This window comes from Holdemania sp. 1001302B_160321_E10 (genome assembly GCF_015552275.1).
GTDB lineage: Bacteria > Bacillota_I > Bacilli_A > Erysipelotrichales > Erysipelotrichaceae > Holdemania.
Window position 1 is genome coordinate 134977 of record NZ_JADNEM010000001.1, and the last position, 13009, is coordinate 147985.

Annotated in this window: 15 protein-coding genes; 14 read left to right on the top strand and 1 reads right to left on the bottom strand. The window is 52.4% G+C overall.

What is annotated here, in order from left to right:
* Positions 1-483 precede the first annotated feature (483 nt).
* Both I2D94_RS00620 and rpiB read left to right on the top strand, forming a co-directional pair.
* Positions 484-1089, top strand: a complete 606-nt coding sequence (locus tag I2D94_RS00620; protein WP_072683262.1) for an L-threonylcarbamoyladenylate synthase — start codon at positions 484-486, stop codon at positions 1087-1089.
* 41 nt (positions 1090-1130) lie between these two features.
* Positions 1131-1577: a ribose 5-phosphate isomerase B gene (rpiB, locus tag I2D94_RS00625; RefSeq protein ID WP_072683263.1), complete on the top strand. Its 447-nt coding sequence runs from the start codon at positions 1131-1133 to the stop codon at positions 1575-1577.
* 120 nt (positions 1578-1697) lie between these two features.
* Here rpiB and I2D94_RS00630 read toward each other — a convergent pair whose 3' ends face one another.
* Complete coding sequence (locus I2D94_RS00630; RefSeq protein WP_195395243.1) at positions 1698-3311, bottom strand: putative manganese-dependent inorganic diphosphatase; 1614 nt, start codon at positions 3309-3311, stop codon at positions 1698-1700.
* A 414-nt stretch (positions 3312-3725) separates the two neighbouring features.
* Here I2D94_RS00630 and upp point away from each other — a divergent pair, with 414 nt between their 5' ends.
* The 12 genes from upp to I2D94_RS00690 all read left to right on the top strand — a co-directional run bounded on the left by upp (position 3726) and on the right by I2D94_RS00690 (position 12684).
* Positions 3726-4346, top strand: coding sequence for a uracil phosphoribosyltransferase (upp, locus tag I2D94_RS00635; protein WP_072683265.1), 621 nt, complete (start codon positions 3726-3728; stop codon positions 4344-4346).
* Positions 4346-4531, top strand: coding sequence for an AtpZ/AtpI family protein (locus I2D94_RS00640; protein ID WP_195395244.1), 186 nt, complete (start codon positions 4346-4348; stop codon positions 4529-4531). The genes upp and I2D94_RS00640 overlap by 1 nt, the downstream gene beginning before the upstream one ends.
* Positions 4532-4540: 9 nt before the next feature.
* Positions 4541-4894, top strand: coding sequence for a hypothetical protein (locus tag I2D94_RS00645; RefSeq protein ID WP_195395245.1), 354 nt, complete (start codon positions 4541-4543; stop codon positions 4892-4894).
* Positions 4887-5612 (top strand): F0F1 ATP synthase subunit A, encoded by a 726-nt coding sequence (locus tag I2D94_RS00650; RefSeq protein WP_195395246.1) that lies wholly within the window; start codon positions 4887-4889, stop codon positions 5610-5612. The genes I2D94_RS00645 and I2D94_RS00650 overlap by 8 nt, the downstream gene beginning before the upstream one ends.
* Before the next feature lie 19 nt (positions 5613-5631).
* Positions 5632-5862 carry an ATP synthase F0 subunit C gene (atpE, locus tag I2D94_RS00655; protein ID WP_006057958.1) on the top strand — a complete coding sequence of 77 codons (231 nt, stop codon included), beginning with the start codon at positions 5632-5634 and terminating at the stop codon, positions 5860-5862.
* 41 nt (positions 5863-5903) lie between these two features.
* Entirely contained in the window at positions 5904-6428 is a 525-nt protein-coding gene (atpF, locus tag I2D94_RS00660) for a F0F1 ATP synthase subunit B (protein WP_072683269.1), read from the top strand.
* The gene (locus I2D94_RS00665) at positions 6409-6951 is read left to right on the top strand and encodes a F0F1 ATP synthase subunit delta (RefSeq protein WP_195395247.1); all 543 of its coding nucleotides are present in this window, start codon (positions 6409-6411) and stop codon (positions 6949-6951) included. The genes atpF and I2D94_RS00665 overlap by 20 nt, the downstream gene beginning before the upstream one ends.
* A gap of 4 nt (positions 6952-6955) precedes the next feature.
* Positions 6956-8476, top strand: coding sequence for a F0F1 ATP synthase subunit alpha (gene atpA, locus I2D94_RS00670; RefSeq protein WP_195395248.1), 1521 nt, complete (start codon positions 6956-6958; stop codon positions 8474-8476).
* A 3-nt stretch (positions 8477-8479) separates the two neighbouring features.
* Positions 8480-9322 carry an ATP synthase F1 subunit gamma gene (gene atpG, locus I2D94_RS00675; RefSeq protein WP_195395249.1) on the top strand — a complete coding sequence of 281 codons (843 nt, stop codon included), beginning with the start codon at positions 8480-8482 and terminating at the stop codon, positions 9320-9322.
* A gap of 14 nt (positions 9323-9336) precedes the next feature.
* Positions 9337-10740, top strand: coding sequence for a F0F1 ATP synthase subunit beta (gene atpD / locus I2D94_RS00680; RefSeq protein WP_072683273.1), 1404 nt, complete (start codon positions 9337-9339; stop codon positions 10738-10740).
* A gap of 3 nt (positions 10741-10743) precedes the next feature.
* On the top strand, positions 10744-11136 hold the full coding sequence (gene atpC, locus I2D94_RS00685) for an ATP synthase F1 subunit epsilon (RefSeq protein ID WP_072683274.1): 393 nt from the start codon (positions 10744-10746) through the stop codon (positions 11134-11136).
* Between the two features lie 267 nt (positions 11137-11403).
* Positions 11404-12684, top strand: a complete 1281-nt coding sequence (locus I2D94_RS00690) for an amidohydrolase family protein (protein ID WP_195395250.1) — start codon at positions 11404-11406, stop codon at positions 12682-12684.
* The last annotated feature ends 325 nt before the right edge of the window (positions 12685-13009 follow it).

Genomic DNA, 13009 nt, shown 5'->3' on the forward strand with positions numbered 1-13009 from the left:
TGCCTTGACAGCGGGATGTCAGGAATGAATTGACTGAGGAAGGCGAGGGGAAAGTAAATTCTGTGATCAAGATTGTATTCTGGTCAGTTTTCAATCGCTAAGCGTGCGGTGTTTTTCAACGTTCAGATTGAGGTCAACAAGAAATTTCGTTACTGCTTTTTAAGCAAATTTTAATTGAGCTTCGATTGGCTGTTATTTGTTTATAGATATAAAGAAGAAAATGGAACGATCTTTCATAGTTTATGGATTAAAAACAGTAGTCCTTTACTAAATCATGATTTACTCAATCTGGATTTGATAAAGGAACATTTCACTCATTCTCCCGCTGTTTCAGGGATAGACTTATAAAGCCATTTCCGTTTAACCGCTCTGTCCCCGGATCGGTAAAAAGTTGAGAAAATTCAGGAGTTTCCGATGGGAACAGGGTTGTAAGATCATGAAATTCCGATATAATGAATCTGGAAAAAGAAATCAGGTGAAATTATGGAAACACAGCGTTTAACTAAGAAGGACAGCGCTCAAATTGTAGAAATTTTAAACCGCGGCGGCGTCGTGGCTTTCCCAACCGATACCGTTTACGGATTGGCCGTTCGTTATGACCTGAAAGAAGCAATCCTGAAAATGAAGGAAGCGAAACAAAGACCGGAAACCAAGCCGTTTCCGATGATGGTTTCGTCGAAAGCCCAGATTGAACGGGTTGCCGTTACCGACGCGCGGTCGCAGAAATTGATCGACCACTGGATGCCTGGGGCCTTGACGCTGGTGTTTAAGAAAAGACCGGAAGTTGACGAATTGGTGACCAATGGATTCCCGACGATTGGAATCCGGATGCCGGATGATGAGTTTGTTTTGGAAATCATCAATCGCGTCGGTGTTCCCCTGTTAGTGCCGAGCGCCAATTTAAGCGGACAACCGTCGTGTACAACGTCGGAAGAAGTGCTGAAGCAGCTGGATGGCCGGATTGACGCGGTCGTTCTGGGCGAAAGCGGCGCGAGTACGGCCAGCACGGTCTGCGATACGACCGGCGATGAGCTGAAAATCTTACGGCAGGGACCAATTAAGCTGGAAGATCTGAAAGCTTCAATTTAAGGATTTAACAGGCAAAAAAAATAAGAAAAGGAGCGGTGAAGATGAAAATTGCAATGGCTTGTGATCATGGCGCTTATAAGAATAAGGAAGCGCTGAAAGCAAAATTGATTCAGGAAGGTTACGAGGTTGAAGATTTCGGATGTTTCAGCGAGGAAAGCATCGACTATCCGAAAGTGGCTTATCCGTGCGCGAAAGCGGTTGCGGAGGGAAAAGCGGACCGCGGCATCGTCATGTGCGGCACAGGGATTGGCGTCAGCATCGTCGCGAATAAAGTGCCGGGCATCCGCTGCGCGCATGTGCATGATCTGGAAACCGCGAAGCTGACCCGCGAGCATAATGATTCCAATGTGCTGGCAATGGGCGGACGGATTATCAGCCAGGAGCTGATCGAACAGATTGCCGAGGTTTGGCTGACGACGCCGTTTTCCAACGAAGAGCGGCATCAGCGCCGGATTGATCAGATTGCGGAATTAGAAAAGAAAGCGTAATTTCAAGCTCAGTAAAAAACGATCGTTCATTTCTGATAAGAAAATGACAACGATCGTTTTTTTTATGATTCATATAAGTCAGACGGTTCTCATCGAAGCGCTGCTTTTTTACAATGGACCTTATTTGTTCAGCGTGTCGATCACAACCGGCAGCACCTGCTTCTTCCGCGAGATGAAGCCCGGCGCAAAACCGCCCGTCAGCACCGTCTTAAACCCTTCCTCGATGACCCAGCCTTTTTTCCCCGTATACAGGAAATGCGAGCCGGAACCTTTCGGATCCGTGAATAAGATCAACAACAGATCGTAATGATGCTGCAGATTCTGCTCTTCCAGATACGCCAGAAAATCCGGCTTGATCTGTAAATATTCGTCCGGGCAGCGGCACACAACCTGTCCGATCGCCACCTTGCTGTCCTGAATCCGGAACTCCTTGAAATCCTCATACATCAATTCCTGGAACGATTTGTTCATCAACGAATCCGATGTTCCGACCAACTCCTCGGACAAGGTCTGCCGGTCAACGCCGGAAATCTGCGCCAGCTTCTCCGCGGTGAGGCGATCGATCTCGGTTGTGGTCGGCGATTTCAAATTCATGGTATCCGAAAGCAATCCGGCTAACAAAACCCCGGCGATCTGCGCGGGAATCTCAAGCTGATGCTGCTCATAGAGATTGGCGACGATCGTGCAGGTGGAGCCGACGATCTGGTTCACAAACGAGATCGGACTCTGCGTTTCAATCCCGCCTAAACGATGATGATCGACAATCTCGATGATCTCCGCAAATTCCAGATCATGAATACTCTGTTCTTTTTCATTATGATCGACTAAAATCAGCTGTTTCTTCCGATAATTAAATAAGTGGTACCGGGAGATCGCTCCGATCACTTCCTCTTTTTCATTGACGACCGGATAGGTGCGGAAGCGCGTCTTCGCAATCCGCTGGCTGGCCCCGTCGACCGTCTCGCTGTTCCGGAATACGACCACATCCCGGGTCATGACCTCCTCAACGCTGGGACTCTGGAAAATGCTGTGCGCCACCGTGATCGCACTGAGCGGCGTATGCAGAATGGAAACCTGTTCCTGTTTCGCCATCTCCAATGTGATCGAATCCACCCAGTTCTCACCGCAGATCAAAATCAACGACGCTTTCTGGCGGATCGCCGAACGCTGTACCTCCGGGTTGTTCCCGACGATCACGATCGTGCCTGCTTCGATGTTGCTGTTCTGACCTAAAGAAGGCATCAGATGAACTTTTCCATTCGGATGAAACGGCGCTTCATGAAGCAGGGAAGCCCGCGTGGTTTTCAAAATGTTGGCTAACGGCACCCGGCTCATCAGATCCTCCAACGCCTCCTCATCTGCCGTCCACAGATTCGTCAGATCAGAAACGGAGACGATGCCCTCCAGATGATGCTTCTTGTCCACGACAAAGATCCCTTTGTTTTTCCGGGACAGGATCGCATCAAGCGCTTCCTTCATCGTCGTGTCCTTGCTTAAAAGCATCGCTTCGTCCATGTCGATTTCCGCCAGCGTGCATTTGGCGCTCGTCAAAAGCATCGGCACTGGCAGCTGGAAACGGTCCAGGATGTATAAAGTTTCCTTGTTGACCGCGCTGAGCCGGGCCGCCACGGTGTTGAGGCCCAGCTTGTTTTTCAGCGCTGAATAGGCGATCGCCGCACAAATCGAGTCGGCGTCAGGATTTTTATGACCAATCACATATACAGGTTTATCCATAGTTTATCCTCACTGACTTCATCATAGCGAAGTTTTTCTGGAAAAACAAGGTCGATTTATGACCGCTTCCCTGCAGATTGCTCAAAGTTTGCGGGCGTTGGCAGTTTTCTAGCACTGATCCGCAGTTTCCTTCGTCTGGAACTAGGGACTCTGGCTGCGTTCATGAGGACAAAACAGCATTCTGAAATGAAGATCAGCCTTGTCCAGGCGTTGACAAAACAGGGTGGTTTGTCCGCTTTTCCGACATATTATTTTGTTTGTCTATGTTCGCAAGGCCGGGCTTTTGCGTATAATAACACCCGAAAAGGAGGTCGTGCGAAAACTCACGAGAAAGTGAGCTGGAATCCTTTGTATTTTGATCAGGGTCAATGGTATAATAACCGTGATAACGCTAACAGAATAAGGAGAGAGCTTATGTTGAAAGTATTGAATCACCCGCTGATCACACACAAGCTGGCCCAGATGCGCAAGGTGGAAACCGGAACCAAGGATTTCCGTCAGAATCTGGATGAAATCGCCGGGTTGATGGCGTATGAAATCTGCCGCGATCTGCCGACCAGACCGGTGACGATTCAAACGCCGATCTGCGAATGCCAGACGGAAGAACTATCCAAGGAAATTGTTCTGATTCCGATCCTGCGCGCCGGGCTGGGGTTAGTCAACGGCATCACCGATCTGATTCCGACCGCCAAGGTTGGATTTATCGGTCTGTACCGCGATGAAGAAACCTTGCAGCCGCACGAATATTTTGCCAAGTTCCCCAACACGATGCCGGACGCCGTGAATATGGTGCTGGATCCGATGCTGGCGACCGGCGGTTCCGCCGTTGCGGCGATCGACATGATCAAAAAACGCGGCGCCAAAACGATTAAGCTGGTCTGTCTGGTCGGCGCGCCGGAAGGCGTCAAAGCCGTTGAGGAAGCGCATCCGGACGTCGATATCTATCTGGCCGCGCTGGATGATCACTTAAATGAAAAAGGCTACATCGTTCCGGGTCTGGGCGATGCCGGCGACCGGATCTTCGGCACGCGTTAGTGAAAGGCCTTGTTCAGGCGTTGACGCTGGGCTTCACTATCGTCGTTTCCATTCTGGCGCCGACGCTGGTCGGACTGGCGCTGGATCATGTCTGCGCCGTCCGCCCCTGGGGCACAGTCGTCGGAATTGTCTGCGGCGCGTTCTGCGCGTTCGGGGCTTTGTGGCAGCTGACAAAAACAAAGTAAGGAAAACGTATGCGTAAACAAGCCATTTCTATCGCGCTGGTTGTATCGGGCCTGATCGTGCTGACCGGCGTCTTCACCGATTGGCGGATTGCGTCCGGCTACGTCTTCGGCGCAATGATTTCCGCACTGCTGTACTGGCGCACGACGATGTTCTGCGATCAGGTTCTTGATCAGCAGGCAGCCGGGAAAATCGGCCTGATCGGCCATTTCCTGTTCAGCTATCTTCTGATGGCGCTGCCGTTGTTGATCGCGGCGCTGGCGCCCGAGGTGTTCAATATCTTCGCGGCGGCCGGCGGTCTGTTTCTGATGAAATTTGTTCTGATTCTTGATTCTGTTTTAGAAAGGAGGGAAAAAGATGGGTAAACCGCTGCACCTGACGATCCAATCGGATGTCTTCGTCATTCTGGGCGTCACTATCCTGTTGTGTCTGGCCGTCATCGCACTGTCGAAGAAAATCGACAAGACCGATCCGCTGGCCAAACCGCACGGGCTGGTCCTGTTGGCAATCATGCTGGTGGAAACGCTCGATAACCAGGTGAAGGACAATGTCGGACCCCGGATCGCTAAAAATCTGTCGCCGTATGTCACGACGATTGCGATTTACATCTTTTTAAGCAATATTCTGGGCCTGTTCGGCTTCTCTTCTCCCACAGGCAATTACAGCGTCACGCTGATGCTGACGATCATCACGTGGGTGCTCGTCCAGATCGCGCAGCTCAAAGCCGGCGGCTTCAAGGCGTACATGCATTCGTTTATCGAACCGATTCCGGTCTTTCTGCCGATGAATATCTTCGGCAAATTCTCGACGCTGCTGTCGATGTCGCTGCGTCTGTTTGGCAACGTGCTGTGCGGAGGCATTATCATGTCTCTGGTTTACAGCTTTACGTCATGGTGCTCGACCGCTTTAATCAATTTTATTGTTCCCGTCGGATCGGCGATCAACTTCATCGCTCCGATTCTGACCCCGGCGCTGCATTTCTACTTTGATTTGTTCGCCGGATTTATCCAGACCCTGATCTTCATTACCCTGACGATGGTCTTTATCGGCAATGAAGTTCCGGACGAGATGAAAAAAGCATAACTATTAGGAGGAAAAAATTATGGATATCGCAAAAGGTTTAATCGCAATCGGCGCCGGTCTGGCTGTTATGACCGGTATGATGACAGGTATTGGTGAAGGTTTCGTCGCCGGCAAGGCCGTTGAGGCGATCGGCCGCAATCCGGAAGCGGAAGGCAAAATTCGTTCGACGATGATTCTGGGTATCGCGCTGTCTGAAACCTGCGCCATTTACGGTTTGTTGGTAGCGATCCTGCTGATCTTCGTCTTCTAAACCAGACACGTGTACGAAAACGATAGAGCAGGAGGGAAGATATGATTGAGATAGATGTAATCGGCCAACTGCTTCCCAATCCGATTACGATGCTGACGCAGCTGTGTTCCACGCTGGTGCTGTTTCTGGTCATTAAGAAATTTTTGTGGAAGAGCATCACCGGCATGCTGGACCGGCGCGCCGAAAAGATGCAGGAGGAGCTGACCGCCAGCGAGCAGGCCCGCCAACAGGCGCAGCAGGATCGCGAAAACGCCCGTCAGGAATTGAAGGAAGCGGTAACCCGTTCCCAGACGATGATTGAAAAGGCGACGGTGGAAGCCAAATCCGTGCGTGAAGAAATTGTGCGCAAAGCAAAAACGGAAGCCGATGATCAAATTATCCGGGCACGCGGCCAGATTGAGTTGGAACGCTCGCAGATGCAGAGTGAAATCCACCGGGAAATGGTCGAAGTCGCAATGAGCGCCGCGGAGAAGCTGATCGGAGAAAAGAGCATTGAGGCCGGCGATCGTCAGGCTGTCGATCAATTTGTAAAGGAAGTAAGCGCGTATGGCCAGTCAGGTCGCTGAACGGTATGGCGAAGCGCTGTTTGAACTGGCAAAGGAAAGCGGCGAACTGGTCCGCTGGGGACAACAGGCCCGCTGCTTAGCGGCCGTCGTGGAAGAAAATCCGCAGCTGCTGGATTTTTTCAATGCGGTGAAGATCAGCGCGGAAGAAAAAAAACAGATGGTGAACACCCTGTTTGCCGGACAAGTTGACAGCATGTTCATTCATTTCCTCGATTTGCTGATCGACAAGAAACGAACGAAGCATGCCGTTGAGATTCTCCGCCAGTTTATCAGTCTGGAAAACGCCGAGCGCGGCGTGGCGGAAGGGGTTGTCTATTCCGCACGCAAATTGGCGAAGGAAGACGTGGAGCGCATCGAACAAGCGATGGCGAAGCGGCAGGGACAGAATCTGGAACTGACCAACCGGGTCGATCCGCGGTTGATTTCCGGCATGAAAGTGGTGATCGGCAATGAAGTCATTGACGGCTCCATGAAATCAAAAATTGAATCACTGAAAAGTGAACTGTTGAAGGAAAGCAGGTGAGAGAATGAGTTTAAGACCTGAAGAAATCAGTGCGCTGATCAAAGAACAGATCAAGCACTATGAAGATAAAATTCAGTCGAACGACGTCGGCTATGTCATTCGTGTCGGCGACGGCATCGCGCTGATTCAGGGATTGGACAAAGCGATGTCCTCCGAGCTGCTGCTGTTCCCGCATGATGTTTACGGCATGGTGCTGAACCTGGAAGAAGACCATGTGGGCGCAGTATTGCTGGGCGACGACACGCTGATTAAAGAAGGCGACGAAGTCAAACGCACCGGCCGGATCGTCGAGGTTCCGGTTGGGGACGGCATGCTGGGACGCGTCGTCAACGCATTAGGCCAGCCGATTGACGGCAAAGGCCCGATTGTCAGCGACAAGACCCGTCCGGTAGAACGGGTAGCGCCGGGCGTTATGACGCGGAAAAGCGTGCATCAGCCGTTGATGACCGGTTTGAAGATCATCGACTCCATGATTCCGATCGGCAAAGGTCAGCGTGAGCTGATCATCGGCGACCGTCAGACCGGCAAGACGGCGATTGCGGTCGATACGATTCTGAACCAGAAGGGACAGGACGTCTATTGTATTTATGTGGCGATCGGTCAGAAGGCAAGCACCGTCGCGCAGATTATGGAAAAACTCCGTCAGCACGATGCGATGGACTACACGACGATCGTTGCGGCGACGGCCAGTGAAATGGCGCCGCTGCAGTATCTGGCGCCGTATGCCGGCTGTGCGATCGGCGAGGAATGGATGGAACAGGGCAAAGATGTCCTGATCATCTATGACGACCTCTCCAAACACGCGGTCGCTTACCGCACCATGTCGCTGCTGTTAAGAAGACCACCGGGACGTGAAGCATATCCGGGCGACGTTTTCTATCTGCATTCCCGTTTGTTGGAACGGGCGGCGAAGCTGAACGACGAGCTGGGCGGCGGTTCCCTGACGGCGCTGCCGATCATCGAAACCCAGGCCGGCGATATTTCGGCGTACATTCCGACCAATGTCATTTCGATTACCGACGGTCAGATTTTCTTGCAGACTGAACTGTTCAACGCCGGCGTGCGGCCGGCCGTCGACAGCGGCTTGTCCGTATCCCGTGTCGGCAGTGCAGCGCAGACCAAAGCGATGAAGCAGGTTTCCGGCTCGCTGAAGCTGGATTTGGCCCAGTATCATGAAATGCTGAGCTTCTCTCAATTCGGTTCCGACCTGGATCCGGTGACCAAAGCGACGATCGATCACGGCGCGCGGCTGACCGAGCTGTTAAAGCAGGGCCAGTATTCTCCGCTGACGATGAGCCAGCAGGTCTTGTCGCTGTTTGCCGCGAAGAACGGATATCTCAAAAATGTACCGGTTGAACAGATCAAGGGCTTCGAGGAAGGCATGCACAAGTTCTTCGCTCAGGATAAAGCCGATCTGATCGCCCGGATTGAATCGGAAAAGAAGCTCGACGCCGATCTGGAAACCGCGCTGAAACAGGCGATGGACGAATATCTGCAGCAGTTTCAGCTGATCAGTGGGATGTAATCCATGGCGCAGGGAAAGCAAGCGTTAAAGGGACGCATCCGTTCCGTCAGCGCCACCCGGAAAATCACCAGCGCGATGGAACTGATCGCCAACGCCAAGCTGCAGAAGCAGCGTGTGCAGATGGAAAAGAACCGGGAATACGCGGATACGCTGCGCCAGATCGTCAGTCAGATTCTGGCGAACAACCCGGAAAGCGAATGCGTTTATTTAAAGAAAAATCAATCGTCGCGTACGCTGACGTTCATGTTCACCTCGGACATGGGCTTGTGCGGGGCATACAACGCCAATCTGCTGCGGATGGCCGGCGAAGTTCTGGATCCGCAGGATCCGATGATCGTGATTGGAACCAAAGGCACAAGTACGCTGCGGCAGAAGGGATTTAATCTGATCCGCGAGCCGATCGGCTCCGATCATGTTGATTTCTATGTGTTTAACGATCTGGCGGATGAAGCGCTGAAACTGTACGTCAGCGGCGAGATTGGCAAGATTCAGATTCTCTATTGCCAGTTTGTCAACGCTGTAACGTTTACGCCGCAGCTGCTGACGCTGCTGCCAGTCAGTCCGATGGAACGCGAAGGCCGGGAGTTTAAGGTGGAAACCTTATTTGAACCAGGGCCGGACGCCATTCTGAATTCGTTAATCCCGATGTACGTCCGCTCGTTGTTATACAGCACGCACATGCAGACCAAAACCGCGGAACAAGGTTCCCGGCGGGTGGCGATGGAAAGCGCGACGGATAACGCCGACGAGCTGATCGACAAGCTGACGCTGCAGTACAATCAGGCACGTCAGGCGGCGATCACGCAGGAAATCACAGAAATTGTCGCCGGGGCGGACGCCTCGTAGCGAAAGGAGAATTTATGGCTAAAAATATTGGAAAAATCGTACAGGTCATCGGGCCGGTCGTGGATATCCGTTATGCCGCCGGTCAGCTGCCGGCCTTGAACAACGCGATCGTGGTGGAGAAAGGCGAAGGCCAGCGCATCACCGTCGAGGTGGCTCAGCATATCGGCGACGACGTTGTCCGCTGCATCGCGATGGCTTCCACCGATGGTCTGGTCCGGGGCATGGACTGCCTCGATACCGAAGCGCCGATCAGCGTGCCGGTAGGCCAGCAGGTGCTGGGCCGGATGTTCAACGTCCTGGGCGAGGAGATCGACGGTCTGGGCGAACTGCCGGAACCAAATAAAAAACTGCCGATTCACCGCGCCGCGCCATCCTTTGAGGAACAGCTGACGTCTGCGGAAATTCTGGAAACCGGCATCAAGGTCATCGACCTGCTTTGCCCGTATGCCCGCGGCGGCAAGATCGGTCTGTTCGGCGGCGCCGGCGTTGGCAAAACCGTGCTGATGCAGGAGCTGATCCACAACATTGCCAAGGAACACGGCGGCATGTCCGTTGTCGCCGGGGTCGGCGAGCGGACCCGTGAAGGCAACGATATGTATCACGAAATGAAGGACTCCGGCGTTCTGGACAAGACCGTGCTGGTCTATGGTCAGATGAACGAAAGCCCGGGCGCGAGAATGCGCGTGGCGCTGTCCGGTTTAACGATGGCGGAATATTTCCGCGATCAGGAAGGTCAGGACGTCCTGTTGTTTATCGACAATATCTTCCGTTTTACCCAGGCGGGTTCGGAAGTTTCCGCACTGCTGGGCCGGATGCCGTCGGCGGTCGGTTATCAGCCGACGTTGGCGACGGAAATGGGTCAGCTGCAGGAACGCATCACCTCGACCAAGCGCGGTTCGATCACGTCGGTTCAGGCAATCTATGTGCCGGCGGACGATCTGACCGACCCGGCGCCGGCGACGACGTTCTCGCATTTGGACGCCAAGACGGTTCTGGATCGTTCGATTGCGGCGCTGGGCATTTATCCGGCAGTGGATCCGCTGGAATCCAGCTCCCGCATGTTGGATCCGCTGGTTGTCGGCGACGAACATTACGAAGTCGCCCGCGGCGTCCAGCAGCTTCTGCAGCGGTATAAAGAGCTGCAGGATATCATCGCGATCCTGGGGATGGACGAATTGTCGGATGAAGACAAGAAAATCGTCAACCGGGCGCGCCGGGCACGTAACTTCCTGTCGCAGCCGTTCCATGTCGCGGAACAGTTCTCCGGGTATAAGGGGAAATATGTACCGTTGAGTGAAACGGTCCGCAGCTTCAAAGAGCTGTTGGCAGGCAAGTATGACGATCTGCCGGAACAGGCGTTTATGTTTGTCGGCACGATTGAAGAAGCGGCGGAGAAAGCCCGCCAGCTGGGGCAGTAGCATATGATCCACTGCCGCGTGGTGACGCCGGAAGGACTGGCGAAGGAAATGGATACCACCATCCTGAATGTGGTCAGCACTGTCGGTCAGCTGGGAATTTTATCCCGTCATGTACCGCTGGTCACGCCGCTGGCCATCTCCCGCATGATTACGGAAGAAAGCGACGGCCGCAAGGAATACGCGGTCGCCGGCGGTCTGTTATATTTTGAAAACGATCTGGCGACGATCCTGACCGACGCGATTGAGTCCAAAGAGGAAATCGATCTGCGCCGGGCCGAGGAAGCGAAGCAGCGCGCCGAAGCACGGCTGGATGATCCGAATATGGATATGCGCCGGGCCGAGGTGGCTTTGAAAAAAGCGATCAACCGGATCTCAGTGAAAAACGAGCTCAAATAAACCAAAGAAAACGGCGATCTGATCTGAAAAGGAAAGGTCGTCGTTTTTGATGTTTTCACCGATCTTTTAATCAAGCTTGACAAAGAAAAGATTAAAGGGATTGAATTTCGGTCAGCCGGAAAGAAAAAATAGGCGGGAACTGGCGTAGAACTGATTTGTTTTCATGAGTTTCAGAAAAGGATCGTCTGTTATTGACCCATTCTCTCGCAAAGCGGTTTCAATCTGAAAAAGAAACTCTTATAATGATAGGAAAGGGAAGGGTGACTTATGAAAACAGTTTATATCCATGGAATCTTGTTAGATGGTTCTGAGAACATGGAACCGCAGGTGGGGATGGCCGTGATTACCGAAGGGGAAAAGATTATTGCGATCGAGCCGCAGCAGTCTGCTTATGAAGGCGCGCAGGTCGTCGATCTGAAAGGGCAGTACATCATGCCGGGGCTGATCAATCTGCACGTTCATCTGCCGGCCAACGGCAAGCCGAAGAAGAAACAGAGTGATCCGAAGAAATTGGTCAAACTGATGACAAGCAACAATTTCCTGCGCAAAATCATGTTGAAGATGTGCGAAGGGTACGCAAAGACACAGCTGATGAGCGGCGTGACGACGATCCGCACGGTCGGCGGCGTTGAGGACGTTGATACGAAGATCCGCGATGCGGTGCTGGCGGGCAAAATCGACGGACCGCGGATTTTGGCGGGAAATATGGCGATTTCTGTACCAGGCGGCCACATGGCCGGATCGCTGGCGTATGAGGCGACCTCTCCGGAACAGGCGCGGTCTTTTGTTCGTCAGATCGCCAAGGACAAGCCGGATCTGATCAAGCTGATGATCACCGGCGGCGTGCTGGACGCGAAGGTTAAAGGGGAGCCGGGAGAATTGAAAATGTCGCCGGAAATCGTGAAGGCGGCGTGCGAAGAAGCGCATGCCCTGGGGCTGCAGGTAGCGGCGCATGTGGAAAGTCCGCAGGGCGTACAGGTCGCGTTGGAAAACGGCGTCGATACGATCGAGCATGGCGCGAAGCCGAGCGCGGAGATTATCCAGCTGTTCAAAGACCGCAAGGCCTGCCAGGTGGCAACACTGTCGCCCGCTTTGCCTTATGCGTTATTTGACCGGGCTGTCAGTCATGTTTCAGAAATGGAACAGTACAATGGCAAGGTCGTTTTCGACGGCATTGTCGAATGTGCGAAGGAATGTCTGGCCAACGGCATTCCGGTCGGCCTGGGCACGGATACGGGCTGTCCGTATATCACGCATTACGATATGTGGCGGGAAGTCAACTACTTCCATAAGTTCTGCGGTGTTTCCAACGCTTTCGCGCTGTATACCGCGACTAAACGCAACGCCGAGTTGGTGGGAATCGGCGATCAGACAGGTTCCATCGAGGTCGGCAAGTTTGCGGATTTCATCGTCACGGAAAAGAATCCGCTGGAAGATCTAACAGCGCTGAGGAAGGTCAGCATGGTGGTCGCCCGCGGCAAGCGTTATGCGGATCCGCAGGTCAAGAAAATGCCGGAGGTCGAACAGGCGCTGGATCAGTTTATTTAGACATAAGGATATAAAGACACAGGTCGCCGGACTGCAGAGATACAGCCCGGCGATCAGTTTATTAAGCTTAAAGAGGGATGAATAAGCATTCAATTTGATCATTTAAGGATTCAATGATATCAAATTTACGAAAATGATAAAATTGAATGGAATTAATCCGGATATCATAATAAAAATCAAATCGTAGAAAAGATTGTGAAATTATCAATTCATAAAATTCCAAATCTGGAGTAAAATTATACTTGTTAAAAGAAATATTCCGAAATGGGAATTTTAATTGAATTAATTTGAGATTCATCTCATGGTAGAATAAATATGACAGAGA